Consider the following 25,540-nt stretch of genomic DNA (forward strand, 5'->3'; position numbering starts at 1 on the left):
AGTTCCGGTTTTTGCGTATTTAAATATGAACCGACTAATATTATATTGGATGTAGTATACTGAAGCTAAAATAACTACAATAAATGAAAGACAAGTTTTACTCAAAGGAGCTTTGCTATGTCAAGCCGTGCTACTTATCTCAGTTACTTTATCTTATCCCTCTTCCAGCGATCGCCACACCTTAAAACCGCTCAGCTGTATCACATCTTGACTGGAAAAAGGACAGCGTCTACGTTGTATCAAGCTTTGGAAAAAAATCTCTTGAATTATTTTTCTCTCAGTGAATCTTTGACCAGGAAAGAGTTTGAAGCGTTGATCGTGGCCGCAAGCCGCCAAGGATGGCTGGAGAGAGTGGAAGAATCCTTTTATCAACTGACCAGTACAGGGAAACAAGAAGTGGAAACATACTTTAAGGAACATCATTTCCCTGCACATCTTCAATCCCTGCGCTACGGCAACCTTACGAAACCACTGTGGGAACGAATGCAGTTGGTGACTCAAATTTTCTCTGAGAAAAGTTATGGAAACCGCCAATATACTCCCGTAATCAAAAACTATGCGCACCAGCGTTGGTGCAAACAATGGATAAAAAAATTCGCCCCTTTGGAAAAAGATACAACCAGACAACTTGTGGTGGAATGGAAACAACTCTTTGAGCGAATGGAACCGCGAATGGCGAATGCATTGGCCATGAGGCTGACCGGTCACGGTCAAATCGGGGCCACTCATCATCAAACGGCCCAGCGCCTGAACATGGAGACGGAAGAGATGGAATTCTTTATATTGAACGCTCTCCATGCCGCGTACACGTTGATTGAAGAAAATACTGCGCTTTTTCCTTTGTTTGCATCTTTGTATACTCAAACCGATAAAGAGACATACGAAGGTCTTTCGGAAAGTGTATGGATTACAGGTCAGTATTTACAACAGGACTATCCGCTCGAAGAGATCGCTCAGAAGAGAAAATTAAAACTGGGAACTGTGCACGAGCATATCATTGAACTGGCCATTGTGAATCCGCATTTTCCTATTGAACAATATGTTCCCCAGTCAGTTTGGCATTTTTTGCACCAAGAGATGGAAAAAACAACGGACATTCCCTACAAAAAATTGTCTGAACGGATGAATGATCTTCCGTTTTACTGTTATCGTTTAGTACAAATTGAGAGGAAGCGAAAAGATGCAACGGAATCGAGTGTATGAACTGCTTGAAGAAAAATTTGGGCATGAGACCTTCCGTCCCGGCCAAGAGGAAGCCATTTTTTCTGCACTGAACGGAAAGGACACAGTGGTCATGCTTCCTACTGGTACCGGAAAATCCGTTTGCTATCAATTGACTGGATACTATTTGGGAGGACTGACTCTCATTGTTTCCCCGTTGTTGTCATTGATGCAGGATCAAGTGTCCGGAATGAAACGTATGGGAGAAAAGAGAGTGGCAGCCTTAAACAGTCTTCTGACCAGTGGGGAAAAACGGTGGGTATTGGACCATTTACATGAGCTACGTTTTTTGTTTCTCTCCCCAGAGATGCTGCAGTACTCGCATGTGTTGAACCGATTGAAAAAGTGTCCCATCCGACTTTTTGTGGTGGACGAAGCCCACTGTATTTCACAATGGGGATTAGATTTCCGTCCAGAATATTTGCTTCTTGGACGAGCACGTGAGGAACTGGGTTTTCCGCTCACAATGGCCCTCACCGCCACAGCCACCAAACAAGTTAGGGGACAAATCAAGCGGTCGCTGAAAATGAACGAATCTACAACACAAGAAGTGGCTTATCCTATCGATCGCCACAACATTAAAATGCATACTGAAATTTGCCGGAATAACAAACAAGAAAGGCTGCTTCATTATGTCCAATACTTGAAAAAACCGGGGATTGTTTATTTTTCCAGCAAAAAAACCGCGGATGAAACAGCTCGAAAACTTCAAGCAGAAACCTCTCTTCAGGTTGAAACGTACCATGCAGATATTCCTGCAGAAGATAAGGTGAAAATTCAAGAACAATTTTTGAATGATGAATTGGACGTTATCTGCGCCACCAGCGCTTTTGGAATGGGTGTGAACAAACAAAACATCCGATTCGTCATTCATTACCACATGCCGGCGAACCCTGAAGCATATATGCAAGAAATTGGCCGCTGTGGCAGGGACGGCAAAGAAAGTGCAGCGATTTTGCTCTTTGAGGAAGGGGATCAATATATCCAAATGCACCTGCAGGAAAACTCTTTGCCTGAAGAACATCATTTGATGCAGGTCTATGCAGGAAAAGAGCATGAGAAGCGAATCGCGGAAGACACCAGAGAAGAGATCGCTCTTCATTACAAAAAAGTAGGATTCTCTTTTGAAAAAGCAAAGGAACAAATCGAGTACAGAAAAAAATTCAAGTGGATGCAGTTGGATTTTATGCTGCGTTATGTCCATACAACTCAATGCAAAAGGAAATTTTTGCTGGCATACTTTGATGAAGCTGTCGAGTCGGATCAACCAGGTGCGTGCTGTTCAAGTTGCGACCCTGATTTTTTGAAGGAGTTCCAAGATTCTTCCGATGATTATTTAAGACATCGAAAACGTGACGAAAATTGGTCAATTATACTCGAAAAATTATTCCATATTTAAAATACACTCTCCATTTATATTGCAATTATGTTACAATATAAATGAAATCGCCTGAGGAGGAATACTATGACCAAAAAGAATTCTCACTCCGACAATGAAGGTTTGTGGTCAAAAAGATTTGATGATGACAGTGACTATATGGAAACCAATCTCTCCAGAAGCGCAAGAAAAAAAGCAGAACGTGGCATTCCGCCTATTTTAACTACTACAATCATCTTTCTGGTTTTATTGATTATATTGCCGGTGGGGGCTTACATATGGTGGTCCAGCGAACCGGCCGCCGTTTCCAATGAACCTGTCCAAACGGAAGAACAAATCCAGGTCTCAAAAAATAGTACATCTGTCCAACCGCAATCTTCAAACGTGGAAGAAGAAAGAGAAGAGACGGAAGAACCTGAAGAAACGAAGACTCAAGAAAAAGCAGAAGAAGCCGAAGTCCAAGAGGAAACTAAAAAAGAAACGAAACCAGAAACAAAAGAGGAACCTGAAACAGAAACAGTGAAAGAGGAGACGAACGAACTTCCTCCATCAACTGTCGACGAAACAACAACCACAGCTGAAACTTCAACAGAAGAAACTATTGAAGAAGAACCGGTCGTTACCGAAGAACCTGAAGAAACTTCATACAACACTTATACCGTAAAACCCGGAGACAACTTGTACCGCATTGCGTTGAACCACGGTATGACCACCGATGAACTGAAACAATTGAATGGAATTACAGCGGACAGCGTCCAAGTTGGGACAGTGCTCCGAGTTGAATAAATCAAACAAAATAGATAGAATGGAAAAAGCGGGTTGGTCCCGCTTTTTGTTTTGAAATCAATTATTTAATAAAGAAAAGTACATACAGTGAAAAGGGTTGATAAGATGGAAAAAATGCTCTCAATTGCAGTGGATGGTCCAGCATCGTCCGGAAAAAGCACCGTGTCAAAAAAGGTAGCGAAAGACTTGGGATTAATTTATATTGACACCGGAGCCATGTATCGGACATTGACCTATGAAGCGTTGAAAAGAAAAGCCGATATTGAAAATGAAGAAGAATTGTTGCGTATCTTAGAAGATCTGTCTATTCGTTTCGAAAGAAATGGGTCCGATCAAAAAGTGTACGCGAACGAAACCGAAGTAACAGAAGTCATTCGCAATGCAGATGTAACCAATTCTGTATCTATCGTCTCAGCTCATCCAAAAATAAGAGAAGTGATGGTCGAGAGACAACGAGAAATGGCTCAAAAACAAGGGGTCATCATGGATGGGAGAGACATAGGGACGGTCGTGCTTCCGAAAGCAGATGTCAAAATTTTTCTCATCGCCAGTGTGGAAGAAAGAGCAATGAGACGGTTTAAGGAAAACCAATCCCGCGGCATCACCACTTCTTTGGAAGACCTTACCAGAGAGATTGAAGAAAGAGACTACAAAGACAGCAATCGGGAAGTCGCACCATTGAAACAGGCCTCAGATGCCCATTTAATCGATACAACAGGGTTGTCCATCCCTGAAGTGGTAGAAAAAATCAAAGAAATCGCTTTCTCTAAGTAAGTGAAAATCTTCCTATTTAGATGAAAACACGATTTTTAAGCATTTTCGGTGGCATTCTGTTCAAAAGTTCGATACAATTAACTTATATAGAAACAAATGGTTATTTAGGAGGACGCTATCATGGTTGACAATGAGCAAATGAAGGATAACATGAATATGAGGCAGGGTGAAGGACAAAACGCTGGAGAAGTGACTGAAGAAGAGGCAAGAGAAGTCGCTGAACAGCAAGTAGAAGTCCAAAGCGTTGACGGGCACGCTGTAGAAGACGCCATGCCCCAAGAAGACAATCAAGTACAAACGGTCCGCGATACCGTTGCCGATGAAGGTGAAGAGGCTGCGGAATCGATGACCGAAGTAATGAAAAACGTACAAGAAATCCACATCGGTGATGTAGTGGAAGGAGAAATCCTGACAATCGACGACAATCAGCAAGCTATCGTTGGATTGGGCGGAGGACAAGAAGGGGTTATCCCTAAAAATGAATTGTCCGCTGCACCTTTTGAGAGCGTGACTGATGTAGTCAACGTCGGAGATGTGGTTGACTTGGTCGTGATCAAAGAAATCAAAGATAAAGAACAAGGTGGCTACCTGCTTTCCAAACGTCGTATTGATGCGAAAAAAGTTTGGGACGAATTGCAAGAGAAGTTTGAAGCGGGAGAGACAATTGAAGCTCCTGTAACAAACATCGTTAAAGGCGGATTGGTAGTTGACGCAGGTGTTCGTGGATTCGTACCGGCTTCATTGGTAGACACCGAATACATCGAAGACTTCACTCCTTTCCAAGGAGAAACGTACACGTTCAAAATTATCGAAATTGAGCCAAGCGAAAACCGCTTGATCCTTTCCCGTAAAGCTATCCTTGAAAAAGAATTGGATGCGAAGAAAGAAGAAGTGTTGGACAACTTGGAAGAAGGTCAAACTGTAACAGGTAAAGTGGCACGTTTGACTGACTTTGGTGCATTCATCGATTTAGGCGGTGTGGACGGATTGGTTCACATTTCTCAAATTGCACATGAGCACGTTGAACATCCATCTGACAAGTTGAACGTCGGAGAAGAAATTGATGTGAAAGTTCTTTCCGTAGACAAAGAACGTGAGCGCATTTCCTTGTCCATCAAAGAAATTCTTCCTGGACCATGGGAAGGCATCGAAGACCGCGTTCAAAAAGGCGATGTAGTTGATGGAACAGTTAAACGTTTGACCAGCTTTGGAGCATTTGTTGAGGTATTCCCAGGAGTCGAAGGACTTGTGCATATCTCTCAAATTTCTCATAAACACATCGCAACTCCGCACGAAGTATTGACACCTGGAGATGTTATCCAAGTGAAAGTACTCGACGTAAAACCTGAAGAAGAACGTTTGTCTCTAAGCATCAAAGCTTTGGAAGAAAAACCTGAGCAAACAGAAAGCAAACCTCGTCAAACCCAATCACAAAAACCAGTTGAACTTGAAAGTCCAGATACTGGATTTACTTTGGGAGATCTTCTAGGAGAACAACTTTCTGACATCACAGGCGAAGATTCTGAAGACAATCAATAATTGATTTCCCAGAAGACGGCATGTGGGACTTTCTTCCGCATGCCGTTTTTCGCATGTTAAAATTTATTTTTGAGAGAAGTGATAATATGGCCCAACCTGTCGTTGCTATTGTAGGCAGACCCAATGTAGGAAAATCCACGATATTCAACCGTATTGCTGGAGAAAGGATCTCCATCGTGGAAGATGTCGCTGGTGTGACCCGGGATCGAATTTATGCGGAAGCAGAATGGCTGGGAACAGAGTTTTCCATCATTGACACCGGCGGAATCACCATGGAAGACGAGCCGTTGATGGAACAAGTCCGCCATCAGGCAGAAATCGCGATTGAAGAAGCAGACGTCATCATATTCATGACAAGTGTTGTGGAGGGTGTGACAGATGCTGACGAACAAGTAGCTCCTATATTGTACCGCTCCGGCAAGCCGGTTGTGTTGGCAGTCAATAAAGTGGATAACCCGGAGAGACGAAGCGATATTTATGAATTTTATTCGCTCGGGTTGGGCGAACCGTATCCACTCTCCGGAAGTCACGGTCTTGGATTAGGAGATTTGCTGGATAAAGTTGTCGAACATTTTCCAAAAGGAAACGGAGAAGAAGACGACGAAACAGCCATTCGCTTCAGCTTGATTGGCCGTCCGAACGTAGGGAAATCCTCTTTGGTGAATGCCATTATTGGAGAAGAGCGCGTGATTGTTTCTGATATTGCAGGAACTACGAGAGATGCGGTCGATACCTCCTTTTTGACAAAAGAAGGACAAGAGTTCATCGTGGTGGACACTGCAGGAATCCGCAAAAGAGGAAAAGTATACGAGAACACTGAAAAATACAGCGTCTTACGCGCCATGCGTGCTATTGAACGCTCAGATGTCATACTTTGCGTGATAAACGCAGAAGAAGGTATCAGAGAACAAGACAAGCGCGTGGCTGGGTATGCCCACGAAGCAGGAAAAGGACTTATCATTGTCGTGAACAAGTGGGATACGGTCGAAAAAGACACCCATACGATGCAGGAATTTGAAATGGATATTCGGAAAGAATTTCCTTATCTAAGTTATGCACCCATTATTTTTGTGTCGGCAAAAACGAAACAACGTCTGGATCGTCTACCGGAACTGATTGAACAAGTCAATATCAACCAAAACTTGCGAGTACAATCTTCCGTATTGAACGAGTTGATTATGGATGCGGTGGCAATGAACCCGACACCGACAGATAAAGGAAGAAGATTGCGTATTTACTATGCAACACAAGTGGCCGTCAAGCCGCCTACTTTTGTGGTGTTTGTCAACGATCCGGAACTGATGCACTTTTCTTACAATCGTTACTTGGAAAATCGCATTCGCGAAACCTTTAACTTCCAAGGAACGCCTATCCGGATCATTCCACGTCAAAGAAAATGATTCAATCGTCCAATTTTGGTGAAAATGTAGCAAAATCAAGGATTTATGAATGAAAATGATTGCTATGGCAACGTTTGTGTGATATCTTTTTAATTGAAATGCGTTACCGATACGCGTTTCGCTTCGGATCACTCTTGGACCACTCAAGAGTGACAAGCAGATGCTATTCCGATTATGCGTCGTAAATGCATCGATTCTCTTTTGAGGGAGGTGAAGTACACATGGCAAATAAAGCAGATTTGATCGAAAAAGTAGCTGATAAAGCTGGTTTGTCTAAAAAAGACGCTGCACCAGTTGTGGACGCTGTTTTTGATTCTATCAAAGAAACATTGAGCGCAGGTGAAAAAGTCCAAATTATTGGCTTTGGTAACTTTGAAGTTCGTGACCGTGCTGCAAGAAAAGGTCGCAACCCTCAAACGGGAGAAGAAATCGAAATCGCTGCAAGCAAAGTTCCTGCATTTAAACCAGGTAAAGCTTTGAAGGATGCAGTTAAAGAATAAGAATGAGCTCCTAAACAAACATACGACGAAATCGTAGATACTCATTCATAACATATGGAGATGAATGATACTCATTCTATCAAGAAGGGCCGCTGGTTTCAGCGGCTCTTTTTGTATATTTCGGTTACATGGATTGCTTTCACTGACTTGACTGTTAAAGTGTGATAAAATAAGTAAAACAACTAGAGAGTGCAAAGAGGTATCGGTAATGTCAAATTCACAACGTATGATAGAAGCAATTCAACAAGAAAAAATGAACGAAGCTTACGAATACTTTCATGAGGCAATGAGAAAGGATTCGTCGGAAGAATTATACTTGCTGGCGGACAGTTTGTACCAGTTAGGTTTTCTAGAAGAAACACAGACGCTGCTGCTGCATCTACTGGAATTACATCCAGGCGATGATGAATTGCGGGTCAATCTGGCGGAAATCGCTATTGAAGATGGAGACGATGATCGCGCGTTTGACTGGCTGTTTCAAATCAAAGAAAGCAGTGCGGCTTATCCGCAGGCGTTGTTGGTGTTGGCGGATTTGTATCAAGTGCAAGGGCTGCACGAAGTCAGCGAACAGAAATTGTTGGAAGCGAGGGAGTTGACGGATAGCGATCCTGTCGTACAGTTTGCGCTTGCTGAATTGTACTTTTCGGTGGGACGCTATTTGGAAGCGGTACACATTTACGAAGGCTTATTGGAAGAAGGACACGAGACATTTGTCGGAATCCGATTGGACGGACGTATCGGCAGTGCGTACAGTGCTCTGGGTAAATGGGATGAAGCTGTGTCATACTTGGAAAAAAGTACGGCAGAGGAAGAAACAGTGGACAAAGTATTCCAACTTGGCTTCACCTACTTCCAGAAAAAAGACTACTCCCGAGCCGTGGACCGTTTTTCCAAAGTAAAAGAGTTGGACTATTCTTATACATCCGTCTATCCATTTTTGGCTGAAGCGCTGGAAGAGACTGGAGACTTGGAAAAGGCGGCTGAAACGATAGAGGAAGGCTTAACAGTCGATCAAACCAATCCCCGTTTGTTTGTTATCGGTGCCCATATAGCAATCAAAAAAACCGACTTAGAACGGGCGGAAGAATACTTCAAAGAAGCCATTTCCATGGCACCGTCCAACGAAACGTACAAGTTGGACTATGTCAACTTCTTGCTCCAGCAGGAACGGTTTGAAGAAGCTGTTGACATCATTCAACAATCCCTGACCCAGCAGGATGCAGATCCGCAGTTTTATTGGTCTTTAGCATCTGCTCAAGAAGGGTTGGAAGAGTATGAGGCCGCTGATAGAGCATATGCGAAAGCTTTCCCGTACTTCCAAGAGAATCCAAGCTTTTTGAAACAGTATATCTTTTTCTTAAGGGAAGAAGGAAACTGGACCCAAATGAAAGAGTTGATTCCCAAATACTTGACGTTAGTACCAGATGACATAGAAATCATCCAAATCAGAGATGAGTTGAATGAACTAGGTTGAAATGGTGACGAAAAAGGGGGGAGTTCAAATGAGTGCGCAAGTATCGTTAGAAGCAAAAAAAGCATTTCTGGGATGGTTTCTGGACCGGTACCAGCTCAAACGGAGAGAATCGATGTGGATACTGAATTACTTGCTGAACCACGATATTGTGCTGAATAAAGTACATTTTGTGGAGGCGGCGGACAAAACCAACCGCGGTATTGTCATGTCGACTATCGGAACAGACGAAGAAGCTTTCCTCTTTTATAAAAGCGGGAGCGAGTTTGACAACCCAGAACAAGCCTTTCACGAAGTTCGATTAAACTGGCATAGTGATTTATTTATTGAATTGGTATTCCAAGATGCTTGGAAATCAGTCGAATATTTGTCTGTATTGGAAGACAATCCATTTTACAGTTGGAATGACGCAATTCCGGAACGGACAAAAAAGGACGCTGAAAAAGCATTGGAAGCATTTGTGATGAATATTCAAAAACAGCGTATTCTCTCACAAATTGATGAAGCTCTAGAAAACGATGACCGCGAAGCATTTCTTGCCTTGTCAAAAAATTTGCAGGCAGTTGAGAAAAACATGATGAACGGCGAAAAAAACCCCAACCATTGACTGGACAAAGACTGAAGACAGTTTTGTTGAAGAGAAAGCGACCGGCGAAACCCACTGCCGTTCGCTTTTTTCTTTCGGAACAGTGAAAGAGGTTATTTGAATCCATTGAACTTTTTGATAGTATGAGTAGTGATAAGATTTGTATCAATAGAGAGGTTATTCGAATGACGAAAACAATGCAGAACATGCAAAAAAATGTGGACGCCTATATCGCCCAATTTAAGCAAGGCTATTTTTCACCATTAGCTCAAATGGCCCGGTTAACGGAAGAAGTAGGCGAATTGGCGAGAGAAGTCAATCACCATTACGGAGAAAAACAGAAAAAGAAGGAAGAACCCCCTAAAGAAATAAAAGAAGAACTGGGAGACGTGCTGTTTGTGTTGATTACGATGGCCAATTCATTGGATGTTGATTTAACTCAATCATTTGAGCAGGTCATGAAGAAATTTAATGAACGTGACAAAAACCGATTTGAACGCAAAGATACATAATAGAGTGAAAAGGGTGGGGACACTAGATGCCAAAACAATTGAAGATGAATGAAACTTTTTTAGAGGCGGTCCCTATTTTGAGACGGTTGCAGGAGAATGAATACGAAGCTTACTTTGTAGGCGGAAGCGTACGGGATGCTCTGTTGGGAAAAGAAATTGAGGATGTCGATATTGCGACGAGCGCGTTCCCGGAAGAAGTGAAGTCTCTTTTTACGCGGACAATTGATGTAGGGATTGAACACGGAACAGTCATGGTTTTATTCGAAGGCCAATCATACGAAATCACCACGTTTCGAACAGAATCCGAGTACCAAGATTACCGACGTCCGGATCACGTGACGTTTGTACGCTCCCTTGAAGAAGATTTGAAAAGAAGAGACTTCACCATCAACGCCCTTGCAATGGACGAGAATGGCCACATCATCGATTATTTTAATGGGATGGAGGATATGTCTCACCGCTTGATAAAAGCGGTTGGAGAGCCTTCTGAACGTTTTTATGAGGATGCCTTACGGATGATGCGGGCTGTACGCTTCCAGGCACAACTGGATTTCCACCTGGATGAAAAGACCTTCGCTGCAATCAAGGAACATCATTCATTGTTGGAAAAAATTTCGGTGGAGAGAATCCAAGTAGAATTTACTAAAATGATGCTTGGCCAAGGGTATAAAAAAGGAATCCAATCTTTCATCGATTCTGGTTTGTATCGATACTGCCCTGAGTTGAGAGGAGAAAAAGAAGCGTTAGAAAAAATGTGCCGCTTAAACGGTCCGCTCACCTCCACGATCCAAATGTGGACACTTTTGCTTCATTTCATTGGTCTGTCTCCGGAAGAAGTGGAGCCGTTCATGAGAAAGTGGAAGTGCTCTAAGAAAGAAATTTCCACTGTGAAGAAAGCTTTAATCGGCTTGTCGGAACGGCTGCAGTCCCTCCCTTCGAACCGATATGTGTTTGAAATGGGATTGGACGTCGGTTTGGAAGTGGAGCGAATGCTGGAACTGCTGCATCAAGATGCGCTGCCGGAACGTATCCAACAAATATACCAGCAGCTGCCGATTCAACGACGCAACGAACTAGCAGTGAACGGCAACGAATTGATGACGCACTTAAATAAAAAAGCAGGGAAATGGTTGGGGCCATTGTTGGATGAGCTTGAACGAGCGGTTGTAGAGATGGAAGTGGAAAATGAAAAACACGCTCTCTTACAGACGGCAGAAACATGGACAGTGAATGAAGAAAAATGACTTTTCAAAATGATTCGCTCATTTTTTGCTTTCTGATCTTAAGATAGACAGGTGGAAGAGATGACAGATAAAACATTTTATGCGGTTGTCGATCTTGAAACAACTGGAAGTCAACCGGCAAAAGGAGACCGGATCATTCAGTTTGGGTGTGTGTTGATTCAGGACGGGAAAGTGGTCCAGCGTTTCGAGACAAAAATCAATCCTTTAAAACAGATACCCGAAAATATTCAACGCTTAACTGGGATTTCCAACCGCATGGTAGCAAACGCGCCTTTTTTCAATGATGTAGCGGGATTTATTTGGAATTTGCTCCAAGATTGTGTCTTCGTAGCGCACAATGTGTTGTTTGACTTTCGATTTTTAGATGAAGAATTGAAAAAAGCCGGGTATCCTCCTTTGGCGTGCCCGGCTGTCGATACGGTCGAATTGGCCCAAATCTTGTTCCCGAAAGAAGACAGTTACAGCTTAGGCGATCTATCCGATTCCTTTGGTTTGACTCATGATCGAGCACATGATGCATTGGAAGATGCAGCGGCAACAGCGGAATTGTTACTGATGTTTTTTGAGAAAGCGAACAGACTCCCTCTGGTGACATTGGAAAGATTGGCCACTCTATCTAAAAGCTTAACAATGGATACCAGCTTCTTTTTTGAAAAAGCACTGGAGCAGTCGAAGGCGTATCCTTCTGATCTTCCGGAAGAGATGATGGTTGTGGAAGGAATCGCTTTGAGGAAACACATATCCGCCTCATCTGAATCGTACAGAGAAGAAAAGGCGTACCCTTTGGAAGCGGTGGGTAAAAATCATCTGTTCAGCGGAGAGCTGACTGTACGGCCAGACCAAGAAGAGATGATGAATGCTACGTACCAATACTTGATGGAGGAGAATCCTGATCGTCACTTGGCGATAGAAGCGCCTGCCGGGATCGGCAAGTCGTTAGGGTATCTGCTTCCGGTTGTGTTTACGGCTACAAAGGAACAACCTGTTATCATCAGTACCTATACCACGCTCCTGCAGCAGCAGTTAATTGAAAAAGATTTAAAGGAGCTAGAGCCGTACCTGCCTTTTTCGATTCCATCAGCGACGCTTAAAAGCCGCCATCATTACTTATCGCTTGAGAAATTTATGGACAAACTCACGTTGGAAGAGTTGGATAAAACGGAAGCGTTGTACAGTTCGAAACTGTTGGTGTGGTTGACGGAAACGATGACCGGAGATTTGGATGAACTGGGACCTATCAATGATCAGCACTCGTTTTGGACAGAAATCCGAACAACGAAGTCTTTAGATCAGCTGCCGGCATCCAAGTGGGGTGCGTATGATTTTTATCAATTGTCACGAAAAAGAGTGAAAGAAGCTTCTGTCATTGTGACCAACCATGCATTCTTGTGCCATGACTTAGCGAAGGAAACCGCTGAACTTCCTAAAGTTGAAAAAGTGATTGTCGACGAAGCGCATCATTTGCCAAAAGTAGCTGCTGAAGCAGCCACTCACGTGTTTGATTTTCGAAAAGTAAAACATTTGATGCAAAAGCTGGGTTCCAGAGAAAACGAGCAGTCCCTAATGCACCAATTGTCCAAGCTGTTAATTAAAATCGAAGAGAAAGAAACCCACTTGGACTCGTTGGAAATGAACCGAATTTACTTGGAAGATGAATTGGAAGAGTGGCTTGAAAATTGGTTGTTTGCTTTTCGGAAAGAAGTGAACCGCATGAAAGAGAAAAACGAAAACATTGACATCGCATTTGAGCCTGCTTCCCTCTCGATGCAGTTGAGGAAACAAGCGAAGACAGTGCTGGTCTTGATGGAAGAAACGGTGTATCTTTCTGATCGCCTGCTGGATGTATTGTTGAAGAACTTGGAACGTTGGACCAAATCTGAGCAACAAGAAATTGAAGAAATTTATGTTGTCTTTAATCAATTGGCAGATCAGATGAAGGTGCTGCAACAACTTTTCCGATCGCCTGAAGCAACCGATATTTACTGGATGAATTTCTGGAAAAAACATCCTTCAGAAACGTTTCGGTTGATTCGATATGAACCAGAAAGCCAAGCGTTTTTAGGGAAAGTGTTAAGCAATATTCCACACGTTGTCTATACCAGCGGAACCCTTTCGGTAAACCGGCGTTTTTCGTTTTTCGAAAGCCAATTGGGTGGAAAAACGTTGGAAAAACTCCAACTTTCCGCTCCGTTTGACTATCAAAACCAAGCCCGGGTCTGGGTCCCGGATGACCTCCGCGCCATCAAAGGCCTCTCACCCCAACAATACGCGGAGATGTTGGTACGGTATATTATAAACATCACTCAAGAAAGTGATGAAAATGCCCTTGTGTTGTTCAACTCGTTGGAAACACTGGAAAAAGTCTACACGATGCTTTCGGGAAGCAACCAAATGAAAGGCAAAGACATCTATGCACAAGGCTTATCAGGCAGTCGGGAGAGAATCCTGAAACGATTTTTCCGATCCCAAGGGGCTCTTTTATTGGGAGCCGATAGTTTTTGGGAAGGCATTGACTTGCCGGGTAAATCTCTTCGCATCGTGATTGTGACACGTCTGCCTTTTGAGTCTCCGGACAGGCCGCTTGTGCAGGCCAGACAACAGAGTCTGAAAAAGCAAAACCGAAACCCGTTCACAGAAGATTCACTCCCGCGGGCCATATTGAAGATGAAGCAAGGATTCGGCCGGTTGATTCGAAAAAAAGAGGATAAAGGTGTTTTGTTTGTCTTGGATGATCGCTTCGTCCGGGCTGTCTATTCCGACCAATTTCAACAGGCTGTTCCTGAAGAGGTGCCGATTGAAACGGTGTCTATGGAAGATGTGCCGGAAAAATTAAAACATTTCTTTGCTGAATGATGCGGACTGTCAAAAACGGCCTCCTATAACCAGCATTTTTTTGGTATAATAGAACAGTTAGAATGGAAAATGTTCAAAACGAAACAAATCCAGGAGTTATGGAAATGAAAAAATTATTGATTGGATTGGCCATCGGGCTTGGATTTTTGGTGGTAGTATCTGCAGCGATTCTACAAAGAGGCATGTCTCCATACCGGCAGGCCCGTACAGAAGCCGTGTCCTATGCAGAACAACATACCGATTTAGCACAAGCTGATGATTTTTATTGGTACAATGGCACACAAACGTATTTCACGGTTACCGGCACTGATTCTCAAGGCACACCAATTGTGGTGATTATCCAACAAGACGGCGGGCAGACAATGGTCTTGAACGAAGAAGAGACCATCACTGAGTCAGAAGCCATTCAATTGACTCAAGAAGCCAAGCAGCCCGATAAAATCTTGGAAGCCCGAATAGGAGTCGAAGAAGGCATCCCTGTATGGGAAGTATCCTATAGAAATGAAAATCATACGATTGGGTACTATGTCGTTTCACTTGAAACAGGTGAATGGGTAAAAAGTATTGAAAATATTTGATTCTGGCTTATTATGATAAGGTAATGTTTTTTATATAGATGAATACAAAGGAGCACAGTGCAGTGGAAAAGATTAGAATTATAGAAGCAAAAGAGTATGTTGGGAAAGAAGTGAAAATAGGCGGGTGGATCGCCAACAAACGCTCCAGCGGAAAAATCGCATTTTTAGAAATTCGTGACGGGTCAGCGTATTTCCAAGGCGTTGTAGTGAAAAACGATGTCGGAGAAGAAATCTTCGAAACAGCTAAAAACTTGCATCAAGAGACAGCTGTATGGATTTACGGAACCATTCAAGAAGACACACGTTCGAAGTTTGGTTACGAAATTCATGTGAAGAACATTGAAGTGGTGGGCGGCAGTATCGACTACCCAATCACGCCTAAAGAACACGGAACAGAGTTTTTGATGGATAACCGTCACCTATGGCTCCGTTCTTCCAAGCAACACGCCATCCTACAAATCCGTAACGAAATCATTCGTGCGACATATGAGTTCTTCAATAAAGAAGGATTCATCAAAATCGATCCGCCGATTTTGACAGGAAATTCAGCCGAAAACACGACAGAATTGTTCCATACGGAGTATTTTGATCAGGATGCGTACTTGACTCAAAGTGGACAGCTTTACAACGAAGCAGCTGCTATGGCATTCGGAAAAGTCTTTTCATTTGGTCCAACTTTCCGTGCTGAAAAATCCAAAACCCGCCGCCATTTGATTGAGTTTTGGATGATTGAACCGGAAATGGCCTTTATGGATCAAGATGAAAGTTTGGAAATTCAAGAACAGTATGTCGCTTACTTGGTGCAAAGCGTTATCGATAACTGCTCTCATGCACTATCTGTATTGGACCGCGATGTTGAATTGTTGAAAAAATACACTGAGCTTCCGTATCCAAGAATCTCTTATGACGAAGCAGTGAAATTGCTTCAAGAGAACGACTTTGATATCGAATGGGGCGAAGACTTCGGCTCTCCAGAAGAAACGTTTATTGCCAAACAATATGACAGACCTGTCTTTATCTTGAATTATCCTAAAGCAATCAAACCATTTTACATGAAACCACATCCTGAACGGGAAGATGTTGTGTTGTGTGCAGACATGATTGCGCCGGAAGGATATGGAGAAATTATCGGCGGAAGCGAACGGGAAGACGATCACGACGCGCTGCTTGAATCCATCAAAGCGTTTGGATTGACAGTTGAAGACTACCAGTGGTACCTTGACTTAAGAAAATTCGGCAGTGTGCCTCACTCCGGATTCGGCCTTGGATTGGAACGTACCGTCACATGGATTGCAGGAACAGAGCATATCCGTGAATCCATTCCATTCCCACGTTTGTTGAACCGTATCTATCCATAAAAATTAAATAAAGATTGTTCATCATTTGATGGAGAATCACACATAGGGAGGGGAAAGAAGCAAGAATGCTTTGAGCCCCTTCCTTTATTTTCGAGAATGTTTTTACCAGAAAGGATGCACCTAAAATGGACCACCATCTGCTAATGAAATGGATGCAATCTGGAATGACGGTTGTGCCAACTGTATTACTTGAACACTACCAAAATATCGGCCTGTCAACGGAAGAATTCGTCTTACTTGTTCACTTGAAATCTTTTCTCGACAAAGGAGAAACCTTCCCTGATATTGAAGAAATCGCGCAACGAATGGGATTGACTTCAGAGAAAACATTTGAGATGATCCATCGGTTGATTCATAAAAAAGTATTGGAAATACAAACCGGTTCGGATGAAGAAGGAAAATCCAAAGACACGTATTCCTTGGATTTACTGTGGGAAAAGTTGGCTGTCCAATTGACACAACAAACTACAAAGAAAGTCCAACAAGAAGAAGTACACTCAGAAGAGCGGTTGTTTCGGACGTTTGAAGAAGAATTTGGGCGGCCGCTGTCTCCGATTGAACTTCAAACCATCGGTATGTGGTTGGATGAGGACAAATATCCTCTAGAGCTGATTGAGATGGCTTTGAGGGAAGCTGTGTTAAATCAAGTCTATAGTTTGAAATATGTAGACCGTATTTTGTTGAACTGGGAAAAGAAAAATATCCGGTCAAAAGCGCAAGTGGAAAAAGAAAGTCAAAGCTACCGAAACAAAAAAATGGCAGACAATGGACAAAATGATCAACAAAAGCCTACCAAGCCTGTGCCTCTTCACAATTGGCTCGATGATGAAAAGTAAGGTAAAATGAAAGTGGATGTGTGAAGGAGGAATGCAGGTGCAGACAGAAAAACAAGCGCTGTTATCAAATGAAGAGACAGTAAGGGTTATAGAGGCTATGGGACGGATGTTTCCAGAAGCCAAAGCGGAGCTGACACACAACAATCCTTTCGAATTATTGATTGCGGTTATTTTGAGTGCACAGACGACGGATGTGGCGGTGAACAAGGTGACGCCTCAGCTGTTTGCTGCGTATCCAACGCCTCAGAAATTAATGGATGCTCCAATTGATGATGTGATGAGTAAGATCAAGACGATTGGGTTGTACCGGAATAAAGCAAAATACATCAAATCATGTGCCAGAGATCTTGTGGAAAAGTTTGGCGGAGAAGTACCGAGGACGAGAAAAGAGCTGGAAAGTTTGCCGGGAGTTGGCAGAAAGACAGCGAATGTCGTCATGAGTGTAGCTTTTGAAGAACCCGCAATTGCTGTTGATACGCACGTAGAACGTGTCACTAAGAGATTGCACATTTGCCCAGAAGAAGCAACAGTGAAGCAAGTAGAAGAAATCTTGATGGAGAAATTGCCGAAAGACCTTTGGAGTATTGCCCACCACCGCTTAATTTTTTTCGGACGCTACCAGTGTCCGGCACGCACGCACAATCACGCTGAATGCGTGCAGCGGTTAAAAGACAATATGGTGTAAATTAAAAATGCCAGCCGATAAGTCAATCGGCTGGCATTTTTGCGTTTTTTAACTTGATTATTCTTCATCATCGTTTCGTGGAAGACGATTAGAGGAAGCCGAGTCTTTACGGTTCGAACTATTGGAGACTGCTTCTGTGCCGTTTCCACTGTCGGTGTTTGCCTGAGAAGATGCAGAAGAGGAGGTATCCTCTTCTGGCTCCTCCTCATTCTCATTTCCTTGTTCGGACGTATCTTCGCTAGACGTGTCGCTGCCGTTATCTTGGCTGGTGTCTTCCGTAGTATCCTCTTCAGATGTGTCTTCAGTCGTATCTTCAGTCGTATCGGATGTATCTTCCGATGTATCGGAGGTATCGGCTGAGTCAGCCGTGTCTGTCGTATCGGTTGTGTCCTCTTCCTCCGGCTCTTCTTCAGGATCTTCTTCCTCTTCTCCCCCTGGGATAGAGACCGTTGTAGAGATGGAAGGACTTGTGTTTCCGAACGCTTCAACTGCGAGAGTGACTGTCAGATCCTCACCTGGAGCAGGGGAGGAGTACACGTAGCTGGTTTCATCGGTTGTGATAGTTTCTCCACCAACGTTCAATACGTAAGAAGGAGTGGCGTCCTCCAATGAGTACTCATCCCATTGGATATTGACGGCGTCTGCATCTGCATCGAAAGACGCACTCAAACCAGTCGGAGCCGCTAAGTCCACTCCGAAAGCAGTGGAACGCTCAGTTGGTTCGGTTCCTTTCACGAAAAGTTCTGTGACAATGGCACTGCTTGGTGTATTTGGACCTGGAAGAGCGGCCGGCATCGAACCGTCTTCTACGCCAACTTCCACTACTGAAGAAGGTTTCGTCCAATCGTTGTTTTCAACGGACTGGGACACGTAACTCATCAACTCACGGTAGATGTAACGCGGCAATTGACGGGTTCCGTTGCTAAAGCTCAAATAGTTGCCTTCTTCAAATTGATGATCGTATCCCACCCAAACCGAAATAGAATAATTAGGCGAATATCCTGCGAACCAAGAGTCGGGTACGCCTCCGGAAGGGATGTTGTATTCTTCTCGTTCTTGACGGGTATAGTTTGTTGTCCCAGTTTTCCCTGCATGTGGCAGGCCTGGAATGGCTAAAGATTCACCGTAATAATCAATAACGTCTTTCAACATATCCGTTACCATATACGCTGTGTAATCGGACATTGCTCGGTTGGTTTCAGGAGTCAAGTCCAGTTCTTGTCCATCGCGCATCACCACTTTGCTGACGGCATATGGTTCTGTGTAATGCCCGCCATTAGCGAAGGAGGCATAAGCAGCAGCAGCTTGAAGAGGTGTCAAGTCTCCATTAAAAGCATTTTGCTCTACTAAATAGTCTACGTCTTCTCGAGCATTTAAGTCATCGATGCCAAGGTTCTCAAGGAACTTGGCGGAATTCTCCATTCCTACATCTTCAAAAATTTTATAAGTAGGAATATTTCGGGAGTCTACTAAAGCTTCCCGCATCGACATTTGACCTTTGTAACTATTGTCATAGTTGGAGAAACTTTGACCGTTTGAAAAAGTATAAGGTTCATCTATTACTTGATGGTACGTTGAGTATTGCAAGTACTCTATAGCCGGCCCATAAGTCGTTAAAGGCTTAACGACAGAACCTGCAGGCTGTGTAGCTTCGGTTGCGCGGTTAAGAGTCAGCTGTCCATCTTGATTGCGGCCACCGCCGAGTGCTTTAATCTGACCGGTTTCTGCATCTACCATAGAAACAGCAGCCTGAATTTCTTCATCCGGGAATTGAACGTATTCATCTGAGTGTAAAATATCATATACCCGTTGTTGAGCGTCCATGTCGATATTGGTGTGAATGGTCAATCCGGCTGTATAAGGGTCTAACCCAGTTTTTTCGTTGATTTCTTCCAGTACTTGCTTGATGTATCCATCGTACACCATGTGATTGGTATCTTCATCAGAATGGTCAACAAGCCCTTCAGTGATTGGGACTTCCATTGCGGCTTGGGCTTCTTCATGGCTGATGGTTTCATTTTCCGCCATCATATATAAAACTGTGTCGCGTCGAGTTTTGGCGCGTTCAGGGTTTCTGTACGGATTGTAAGCATTTGGCGCTTGAGGCATCCCGGCAAGGAGAGCGGCTTCGTGCAGCTCGAGTTCGCTGATGTGTTTGCCGTAATAATATTCGCTCGCGGTTCCCATTCCGTACACGTTTCCTGCCATATGAACTTTATTGATGTACAGAGTCAAAATTTGTTCTTTGGAAAGTTCCTGCTCCAATTGAACAGAGAGCCATGCTTCCTGTGCTTTCCGTTCCAGCGTTTGATCTTCCTGCTTCGTAGAGAAGACGGACAGTTTGACCAGCTGTTGGGTTATGGTGCTTCCGCCTTCTGAACCGAACCCATCGGTCAAGTTGGCGACGACAGCTCCACCGATTCGGATAGGGTCTACACCAATATGGCTGTAGAAACGTTGGTCTTCTACAGAAATAATTGCATCTTCTAAAACTTGAGGAATCTCCTCGTGGGTAACAGATATGCGATTTTCACCGCCAAAGGTATAAAATTCTTCCCCGTTTTGGTCAAGTACGATAGAAGGGAAGGTACCTACAAGATCTTCTCGAGTTATTTCAGGAGCGTCCGATGCATAATACACAAACAATCCGGCTCCGAAAAGAAAACCTACTGCCAATAAAGCCATTAAACTGAAAAAGATTTTTTTCCAAAGGGGGCGTTTATTTTTTTTCGGTTTCTTTGTTTTTTTTCGATTGGTACTATTTTTTGATTTGCGTTTACTGACGCGTGACATTTCCTCATTAGTTGGCATGTTTCACTCGTGCTCCTTTTCTTTGTCTGCTTCTTTTCTTTTTATTATTTCCTCTACTGCATCCAGATAAGGAATGCGTGGAGAAAATCCATACTGTATTTCATAACAAGATTGTTCAATTTCCGAGAAAGGAATCGATTTTCTTCCATTCTTTTTTTTGTTGTCCCAAAAGAGAATGAGTTGTTCCGCCTCCAATAAAAAAAGACGATTCAAAGTAGAGAACCGAAGAATGACAAAACATATTCCCCCATGGGCAATACATTGCCTCATGTGTTCCACTTGGTGTTCGTGAAAGTTCTTTAGTGGAAAGGATGTTTTATTCTTAGTTTCTTTAGCTTCAAAGTCAATATAATAACCTTTATATAATCCATTGTAGTCGGTGGTTGAAGCTGTTTTGTAGTACGCTTCCGTAATGACAGCCGCGCTTCTTTTTGGGTAATTCACTTTGACTACTTGGATAGGAATGGGCTTCTTGTGAATGACAGCGATGTTCTTTGTTCGGTAGGTGTCGTTGCTTTGATTGATCTCTTCCTCCAACGTCATGCCTCGATTGCTAAAGGAAGGCTTTTTTTTAGCAAGTCGCATTTTTTCCGTATTTGCGTTACTATTTGAACGATAAGGCAGACCGCCTGGATATTTTATACTCAATTGGCATCACTCTCCTAGGCTTACTTATTATACCAAAACGAATCACATATGGGAAAGGTGTATAAAATTTTATGAAAAACTTATACGTCAGCGGCTATCGTTCTTACGAGTTGAGTGTATTTAAACCGAATGACCCCAAGCTTTCATTCATCAAGAAATGTTTGAAAGATTCATTAATCAGACACATTGAAAATGGTCTGGAGTGGGTGTTGATCGGGGGACAACTTGGCGCAGAGATATGGGCGGCCGAAGTAGCATTTGATTTGAAAGAAGAGTACCCCGAGTTAAAAGTGGGTGTTTTGTTTCCGTTTTACAAATACGGCGAAAAATGGAACGAAACCAACCGTCAATTATTGGAACAAGTCAAAGCCCAGGCTGATTTTGTGGAGTACACATCTCATCGGCCTTACCAATCTCCCCGTCAATTAAAAGCAAATAAGGAGTTCTTATTGAAACACAGTGACGGCGCACTCATGTTGTATGATCCAGAATTTGAAGGCAAACCCAAATATCTCTATCGCATGATACAGGAAAAACAGGAAAAAGCAACTTATCCGTTGGAGTTGATCACCTTCGAAACACTTCAAGAAAGTGTGTACGAGCAACAAGATCCATTTTTCTAAGGAACAGGAGCATGCACTCGCTTTTTACAAGGGAGAGAATCCTATTTTGTTTTTGCACATTCTTTGCTATACTTAACATTGAAGCCTACAGAAAGATTTAAACCAACAATTAATTTAATTAAAAGAGGTGCAGTAATGGCGAACCGTGAATTGACACCAAAAGACATATTGGAAAAAGATTTTAAAACAAGCATGCGAGGATACAATCCAACAGAAGTAGATGAATTTTTGGACATTGTGATCCGTGACTATGAGTCCTTTTCAAGTGAAATCAACCATTTAAAAACAGAAAACCAACGTCTGATGACCAAGGTGGATGAATTGGCGAAACAAAGTCAAGCTTCTCCTTCTTCAAGCGGTCAAGGTGCAACAACAGTGACTAATTTCGATATTTTGAAACGGTTGTCCAACTTGGAACGACACGTATTTGGTTCTAAATTAAATGACGAGTAAAGCTTCCTTACATTAAGGAAGAAGTTTACATTTTGGAGAAATCGTGATACAATAATCCAGAAAAAAGAAGGCGAATCACGGATAATCGCGGCTTTTTAAAGCTGAGGAAAGTCCATGCTCGCACAAGCTGAGATGCTTGTAGTGTTCGTGCTCAGCGAAACAATAAGCTGGGGCCTTCATCGTGGATGAAGTGACGGCAGAAAAAAGGGCTAAGGCGCCAGCTATGCCCGAGTATTCTTGAAAGTGCCACAGTGACGAAGCAGAACTGGAAACAGTGCTGGTGGAACGCGGTAAACCCCTCGAGCGAGCAACCCAAACGAATGGTAGGGGCACTTTTTCTTCGGAATTCAACGAAAGAAAGAGGCAGGAAACTGCAGACAGATGATTATCTAGGGGTTTGGGTCCTGAACCAAACTCTAGACAGAACATGGCTTACAGTGATTTGCCTTTCAGGAAGCCCTCCTGTTTCAGGAGGGCTTTTATTTTTCAAAAAAATGGGATTTATATGATAATAAAAAGTAGCGGATAAGGGATGAAAACCTTAAAACGAAAGGAAGCAAAATATGACCACTTACGATTTATTGGCCACATGCGCAAGCGGAATTGAAGCATTGGTGGGAAAAGAATTAAAAGATTTAGGATATGAAACGCAAGTGGAGAACGGTCGGGTACGCTTTTCGGGAGAGTTGAAAGACATTGCGCGCACCAACTTATGGCTGCGGACCGCAGACCGAGTAAAGATCATCATCGGCGAATTCGAAGCGAAAACGTTTGACGAATTATTTGAAAAAACCAAAGCATTGCCGTGGGATGCCTATTTGCCACTGGATGCGGAGTTCCCGGTTTCTGGAAAGTCTCACAAATCCACTTTGTACAGTGTTCCAGATTGTCAGGCGATCACGAAAAAAGCGATTGTGGATAAATTAAGTACTGTTTATCACAGAAGAGGGCGCCTGCCGGAAACAGGAGCGAAGTACCCCATTGAGGTGGCAATCTTGAAAGACAAAGTATTGCTGACGATGGATACAACAGGTCCAAGTTTGTTCAAAAGAGGGTACCGTACCGAAAAAGGTGGTGCGCCGTTAAAAGAAAATATGGCAGCTGCTCTGGTGATGTTGACCAACTGGCGGAAAGACCGTCCGTTCCATGATCCAACATGCGGTTCAGGCACCATTCCGATTGAAGCGGCATTAATTGGACACAATATTGCTCCAGGGTTCAACCGCTCTTTCTTATCTGAAGATTGGGATTGGTTTGATGAAGCCATCTGGGAAGAAGTGCGGACAGAAGCGGAGGCGGAAGCAGATTATGATGTGGAGCTCAACATCACAGGAACCGATATCGATCACCGCATGATTGAAATCGCCAAAAGAAATGCTGTAGAAGCAGGACTGGGCGACACCATCCAGTTTAAGCAGATGCAGCTTGCCGACTTCACGACAGAGGAAGAGTATGGCGTGATTGTTGCGAACCCGCCTTACGGAGAACGACTTTTGGATAAAGAACAAGCCTTTGAGCTGTACAAGCAAATGGGGGAAGTGTTCCGTCCATTGGAAACTTGGAGCAAGTACATCTTGACCAGTGATCTGGACTTTGAAGAACACTATGGCCAAAAAGCAACGAAGAAAAGAAAACTATACAATGGTTACCTCCGTACGGATTACTTCCAGTACTGGGGCAAGCGTCCACCAAGAAAAAATAATTAAATCCATTAAAAAAGCAGAAAAAGGGCAGTTGACTTACAATTGCTCTTTTTCTGCTTTTCTTAAAGCTTGACGTGCGAGATTGTCGGCGCCTTTATTGTTCTTTTCCGGTATCCATTCGGTGACACATACGGGAAACTGGTCCAATAACGCCCAAATAATCTCTGTGTACGTTTGGAAAAGTGGTTGTTTGGCAAATTCTTTGTGGACGGCATCCACGGCAGTTTTGCTGTCGGAATAGAGAAATACTGTTTGATCGTTCCACCCTTTTTCAATAATCCAATTCAAAGCCTGCTTAATCGCTTCAAATTCAGCTAAGTGATTGTTCCAGTCATTTCCCTCCAAAGGGATGGCAATTTGCTCGTAAAGAGCATTCCCTGAAACAACGAATCCGATACCCGCACGTCCAGTACTAGCTTTGACAGCAGCATCTGTGTATAGTTTTAACATAAAATTTCTCCTAAACCATTTGTTTGTAGTAGTAGACCGCTTCGTAAGTATGCTAAGATAGTAACTTAAGGAAGAGGTGGGAAAATGAAACGGCTGATACATAAACAAGACAGATCAATGCGATTGTCTATGGATACGCCATCCTTGGTGATTTATTGGTCCTTGACCGCACTGGCCTTTTTTTCAGGCGTTATATCAGCATTGGAGATACAAAGAGTCAACTTGTTGACCGTGTCTTTAGGTATCTTCGTGTTGATGATGGTTCTAGTTGCAAGAAGTTCATTTCTCTATTTTTTGGAAGACTGCCTCGTTTTCTCTTATTTATTTGGATTAAAGAAGGCAAAGGTGTTTTTCAGTGACATCCATCAAGCCGTGATAACAAACCACAAACAAGTTGAGTTAGTGGATAAACAGAACGATTTACTCAAAAAATACCATCTATCCAAGAAAAACAGTGACGTTTTTTGTTCTCAACTGAAAAAGCAAACCTCCTCTGTTATCATTACCAAGAGAAGGAATAATGAACTGACTTCAATCAATAAGTAGCAAAAGATGGCTGTGAGAAAATCTCTCAAGCCATCTTTTTTAATACATAAACTAAATTTTTGCGAGGGTGATTTTTATTCTCCCGCGTTGGCTTCAGAAAGACTTCCTTGAACGATGACATTTGTGGCTTGAGGGCCTCTTGCGCCTTCAACTATATCGAAACTGACTTCTTGCCCTTCTTTCAGTGTCTTAAAGCCGTCCATGTCGATACCTGTAAAATGAACGAAAACCTCTTCTTCATCATCGTAACGAATAAAGCCATAACCTTTTTCGTTACTGAACCATTTCACTGTTCCATTAACCATATAAAGTCCCCCCGAAATTAGTGATGGCCACCGTCCATTTAACTTCAATGGACATATGCGGAAAGAAACCCACAATAGGCTTATCTCCATTATAGAACCCCTTTATATACCAGTCAATGAAATGCAAACAACTATACTGCTTCTCACTAATAAATTTTGGAGAAATGCAGTACAATGAAAAGAAGAAAACCATCATAGAAGAGGTGCCCCCATTGACGTTGGCAGCTTGGGAGGCAGTTTCGTTCAGGCTGCGAGGCATTCAAAAAGGTTCTATAGAAAC

The 25,540-nt window shown here is 43.0% G+C and carries 24 protein-coding genes and 1 other RNA gene; 21 read left to right on the forward strand and 4 right to left on the reverse strand.

The window, feature by feature from the left end:
- The first annotated feature begins 117 nt into the window (after positions 1–117).
- The 16 genes from G470_RS0100285 to nth all read left to right on the forward strand — a co-directional run bounded on the left by G470_RS0100285 (position 118) and on the right by nth (position 17,721).
- Positions 118–1,203, forward strand: coding sequence for a YpbB family protein (locus tag G470_RS0100285; RefSeq protein ID WP_028273078.1), 1,086 nt, complete (start codon positions 118–120; stop codon positions 1,201–1,203).
- Positions 1,181–2,620, forward strand: a complete 1,440-nt coding sequence (locus G470_RS0100290; protein ID WP_028273079.1) for a RecQ family ATP-dependent DNA helicase — start codon at positions 1,181–1,183, stop codon at positions 2,618–2,620. The genes G470_RS0100285 and G470_RS0100290 overlap by 23 nt, the downstream gene beginning before the upstream one ends.
- 66 nt (positions 2,621–2,686) lie before the next feature.
- Positions 2,687–3,385 (forward strand): LysM peptidoglycan-binding domain-containing protein, encoded by a 699-nt coding sequence (locus G470_RS0100295; RefSeq protein ID WP_028273080.1) that lies wholly within the window; start codon positions 2,687–2,689, stop codon positions 3,383–3,385.
- Positions 3,386–3,490: 105 nt separating this feature from the next.
- Positions 3,491–4,159 (forward strand): (d)CMP kinase, encoded by a 669-nt coding sequence (gene cmk / locus G470_RS0100300; protein WP_028273081.1) that lies wholly within the window; start codon positions 3,491–3,493, stop codon positions 4,157–4,159.
- A 345-nt stretch (positions 4,160–4,504) separates the two neighbouring features.
- On the forward strand, positions 4,505–5,698 hold the full coding sequence (gene rpsA, locus G470_RS0100305; RefSeq protein WP_028273082.1) for a 30S ribosomal protein S1: 1,194 nt from the start codon (positions 4,505–4,507) through the stop codon (positions 5,696–5,698).
- An 86-nt stretch (positions 5,699–5,784) separates the two neighbouring features.
- Entirely contained in the window at positions 5,785–7,098 is a 1,314-nt protein-coding gene (gene der, locus G470_RS0100310; protein WP_028273083.1) for a ribosome biogenesis GTPase Der, read from the forward strand.
- 221 nt (positions 7,099–7,319) lie between these two features.
- The gene (locus G470_RS0100315) at positions 7,320–7,598 is read left to right on the forward strand and encodes an HU family DNA-binding protein (RefSeq protein ID WP_035444761.1); all 279 of its coding nucleotides are present in this window, start codon (positions 7,320–7,322) and stop codon (positions 7,596–7,598) included.
- A gap of 208 nt (positions 7,599–7,806) precedes the next feature.
- Entirely contained in the window at positions 7,807–9,072 is a 1,266-nt protein-coding gene (locus G470_RS0100320; protein ID WP_028273085.1) for a tetratricopeptide repeat protein, read from the forward strand.
- A 28-nt stretch (positions 9,073–9,100) separates the two neighbouring features.
- Positions 9,101–9,676, forward strand: coding sequence for a ReoY family proteolytic degradation factor (locus G470_RS0100325; RefSeq protein WP_028273086.1), 576 nt, complete (start codon positions 9,101–9,103; stop codon positions 9,674–9,676).
- 164 nt (positions 9,677–9,840) lie between these two features.
- Positions 9,841–10,167, forward strand: coding sequence for a nucleotide pyrophosphohydrolase (locus G470_RS0100330; RefSeq protein ID WP_028273087.1), 327 nt, complete (start codon positions 9,841–9,843; stop codon positions 10,165–10,167).
- A gap of 26 nt (positions 10,168–10,193) precedes the next feature.
- The gene (locus G470_RS0100335; RefSeq protein WP_035444762.1) at positions 10,194–11,411 is read left to right on the forward strand and encodes a CCA tRNA nucleotidyltransferase; all 1,218 of its coding nucleotides are present in this window, start codon (positions 10,194–10,196) and stop codon (positions 11,409–11,411) included.
- A 60-nt stretch (positions 11,412–11,471) separates the two neighbouring features.
- Complete coding sequence (gene dinG, locus G470_RS0100340) at positions 11,472–14,264, forward strand: ATP-dependent DNA helicase DinG (RefSeq protein WP_035444764.1); 2,793 nt, start codon at positions 11,472–11,474, stop codon at positions 14,262–14,264.
- Positions 14,265–14,368: 104 nt separating this feature from the next.
- Complete coding sequence (locus G470_RS0100345; protein ID WP_028273090.1) at positions 14,369–14,842, forward strand: cell wall elongation regulator TseB-like domain-containing protein; 474 nt, start codon at positions 14,369–14,371, stop codon at positions 14,840–14,842.
- Positions 14,843–14,904: 62 nt separating this feature from the next.
- Positions 14,905–16,200: an asparagine--tRNA ligase gene (gene asnS / locus G470_RS0100350; RefSeq protein ID WP_028273091.1), complete on the forward strand. Its 1,296-nt coding sequence runs from the start codon at positions 14,905–14,907 to the stop codon at positions 16,198–16,200.
- A gap of 125 nt (positions 16,201–16,325) precedes the next feature.
- Positions 16,326–17,036 (forward strand): DnaD domain-containing protein, encoded by a 711-nt coding sequence (locus tag G470_RS0100355; RefSeq protein ID WP_028273092.1) that lies wholly within the window; start codon positions 16,326–16,328, stop codon positions 17,034–17,036.
- A gap of 58 nt (positions 17,037–17,094) precedes the next feature.
- A complete protein-coding gene (gene nth / locus G470_RS12195) occupies positions 17,095–17,721 on the forward strand; it encodes an endonuclease III (protein ID WP_035444772.1) in 627 nt (208 codons plus the stop codon).
- 57 nt (positions 17,722–17,778) lie between these two features.
- Here nth and G470_RS12200 read toward each other — a convergent pair whose 3' ends face one another.
- Both G470_RS12200 and recU read right to left on the reverse strand, forming a co-directional pair.
- Positions 17,779–20,532: a transglycosylase domain-containing protein gene (locus tag G470_RS12200; RefSeq protein ID WP_084172015.1), complete on the reverse strand. Its 2,754-nt coding sequence runs from the start codon at positions 20,530–20,532 to the stop codon at positions 17,779–17,781.
- Positions 20,533–20,535: 3 nt separating this feature from the next.
- Positions 20,536–21,180, reverse strand: a complete 645-nt coding sequence (gene recU / locus G470_RS0100370) for a Holliday junction resolvase RecU (RefSeq protein WP_028273093.1) — start codon at positions 21,178–21,180, stop codon at positions 20,536–20,538.
- Between the two features lie 71 nt (positions 21,181–21,251).
- On the opposite strand from recU, the gene G470_RS0100375 reads away from it, so the two are divergent.
- The 4 genes from G470_RS0100375 (at position 21,252) to G470_RS0100385 (ending at position 23,962) form a co-directional block, all read left to right on the forward strand.
- Positions 21,252–21,803 carry an SLOG family protein gene (locus G470_RS0100375; RefSeq protein WP_028273094.1) on the forward strand — a complete coding sequence of 184 codons (552 nt, stop codon included), beginning with the start codon at positions 21,252–21,254 and terminating at the stop codon, positions 21,801–21,803.
- Positions 21,804–21,938: 135 nt separating this feature from the next.
- On the forward strand, positions 21,939–22,256 hold the full coding sequence (gene gpsB / locus G470_RS0100380; protein ID WP_028273095.1) for a cell division regulator GpsB: 318 nt from the start codon (positions 21,939–21,941) through the stop codon (positions 22,254–22,256).
- 73 nt (positions 22,257–22,329) lie between these two features.
- Positions 22,330–22,696, forward strand: an RNA gene (rnpB, locus tag G470_RS13980) — RNase P RNA component class B.
- A gap of 123 nt (positions 22,697–22,819) precedes the next feature.
- Positions 22,820–23,962, forward strand: coding sequence for a THUMP domain-containing class I SAM-dependent RNA methyltransferase (locus G470_RS0100385; protein ID WP_028273096.1), 1,143 nt, complete (start codon positions 22,820–22,822; stop codon positions 23,960–23,962).
- A gap of 33 nt (positions 23,963–23,995) precedes the next feature.
- Here G470_RS0100385 and G470_RS0100390 read toward each other — a convergent pair whose 3' ends face one another.
- A complete protein-coding gene (locus G470_RS0100390; protein ID WP_028273097.1) occupies positions 23,996–24,409 on the reverse strand; it encodes a ribonuclease HI family protein in 414 nt (137 codons plus the stop codon).
- Between the two features lie 84 nt (positions 24,410–24,493).
- On the opposite strand from G470_RS0100390, the gene G470_RS0100395 reads away from it, so the two are divergent.
- Entirely contained in the window at positions 24,494–24,955 is a 462-nt protein-coding gene (locus tag G470_RS0100395) for an EbsA family protein (RefSeq protein WP_028273098.1), read from the forward strand.
- 74 nt (positions 24,956–25,029) lie between these two features.
- Here the strand turns inward: G470_RS0100395 and G470_RS12205 are convergent, their stop codons facing one another.
- Positions 25,030–25,260: a cold-shock protein gene (locus G470_RS12205; RefSeq protein ID WP_051258326.1), complete on the reverse strand. Its 231-nt coding sequence runs from the start codon at positions 25,258–25,260 to the stop codon at positions 25,030–25,032.
- Positions 25,261–25,540: the final 280 nt, after the last annotated feature.

This window comes from Atopococcus tabaci DSM 17538 (assembly GCF_000429585.1).
In the GTDB taxonomy this organism is placed as follows: domain Bacteria; phylum Bacillota; class Bacilli; order Lactobacillales; family Carnobacteriaceae_A; genus Atopococcus; species Atopococcus tabaci.

Bases quoted from the DNA above. Each gene is read 5' to 3' on its own strand.
- G470_RS0100285 (WP_028273078.1), top strand. From the start codon at position 118: ATGTCAAGCCGTGCTACTTATCTCAGTTACTTTATCTTATCCCTCTTC.
- G470_RS0100290 (WP_028273079.1), top strand. From the start codon at position 1,181: ATGCAACGGAATCGAGTGTATGAACTGCTTGAAGAAAAATTTGGGCAT.
- G470_RS0100295 (WP_028273080.1), top strand. From the start codon at position 2,687: ATGACCAAAAAGAATTCTCACTCCGACAATGAAGGTTTGTGGTCAAAA.
- cmk (WP_028273081.1), top strand. From the start codon at position 3,491: ATGGAAAAAATGCTCTCAATTGCAGTGGATGGTCCAGCATCGTCCGGA.
- rpsA (WP_028273082.1), top strand. From the start codon at position 4,505: ATGACCGAAGTAATGAAAAACGTACAAGAAATCCACATCGGTGATGTA.
- der (WP_028273083.1), top strand. From the start codon at position 5,785: ATGGCCCAACCTGTCGTTGCTATTGTAGGCAGACCCAATGTAGGAAAA.
- G470_RS0100315 (WP_035444761.1), top strand. From the start codon at position 7,320: ATGGCAAATAAAGCAGATTTGATCGAAAAAGTAGCTGATAAAGCTGGT.
- G470_RS0100320 (WP_028273085.1), top strand. From the start codon at position 7,807: ATGTCAAATTCACAACGTATGATAGAAGCAATTCAACAAGAAAAAATG.
- G470_RS0100325 (WP_028273086.1), top strand. From the start codon at position 9,101: ATGAGTGCGCAAGTATCGTTAGAAGCAAAAAAAGCATTTCTGGGATGG.
- G470_RS0100330 (WP_028273087.1), top strand. From the start codon at position 9,841: ATGACGAAAACAATGCAGAACATGCAAAAAAATGTGGACGCCTATATC.
- G470_RS0100335 (WP_035444762.1), top strand. From the start codon at position 10,194: ATGCCAAAACAATTGAAGATGAATGAAACTTTTTTAGAGGCGGTCCCT.
- dinG (WP_035444764.1), top strand. From the start codon at position 11,472: ATGACAGATAAAACATTTTATGCGGTTGTCGATCTTGAAACAACTGGA.
- G470_RS0100345 (WP_028273090.1), top strand. From the start codon at position 14,369: ATGAAAAAATTATTGATTGGATTGGCCATCGGGCTTGGATTTTTGGTG.
- G470_RS0100355 (WP_028273092.1), top strand. From the start codon at position 16,326: ATGGACCACCATCTGCTAATGAAATGGATGCAATCTGGAATGACGGTT.
- G470_RS12200 (WP_084172015.1), bottom strand. From the start codon at position 20,532: ATGCCAACTAATGAGGAAATGTCACGCGTCAGTAAACGCAAATCAAAA.
- G470_RS0100375 (WP_028273094.1), top strand. From the start codon at position 21,252: ATGAAAAACTTATACGTCAGCGGCTATCGTTCTTACGAGTTGAGTGTA.
- gpsB (WP_028273095.1), top strand. From the start codon at position 21,939: ATGGCGAACCGTGAATTGACACCAAAAGACATATTGGAAAAAGATTTT.
- G470_RS0100385 (WP_028273096.1), top strand. From the start codon at position 22,820: ATGACCACTTACGATTTATTGGCCACATGCGCAAGCGGAATTGAAGCA.
- G470_RS0100390 (WP_028273097.1), bottom strand. From the start codon at position 24,409: ATGTTAAAACTATACACAGATGCTGCTGTCAAAGCTAGTACTGGACGT.
- G470_RS0100395 (WP_028273098.1), top strand. From the start codon at position 24,494: ATGAAACGGCTGATACATAAACAAGACAGATCAATGCGATTGTCTATG.
- G470_RS12205 (WP_051258326.1), bottom strand. From the start codon at position 25,260: ATGGTTAATGGAACAGTGAAATGGTTCAGTAACGAAAAAGGTTATGGC.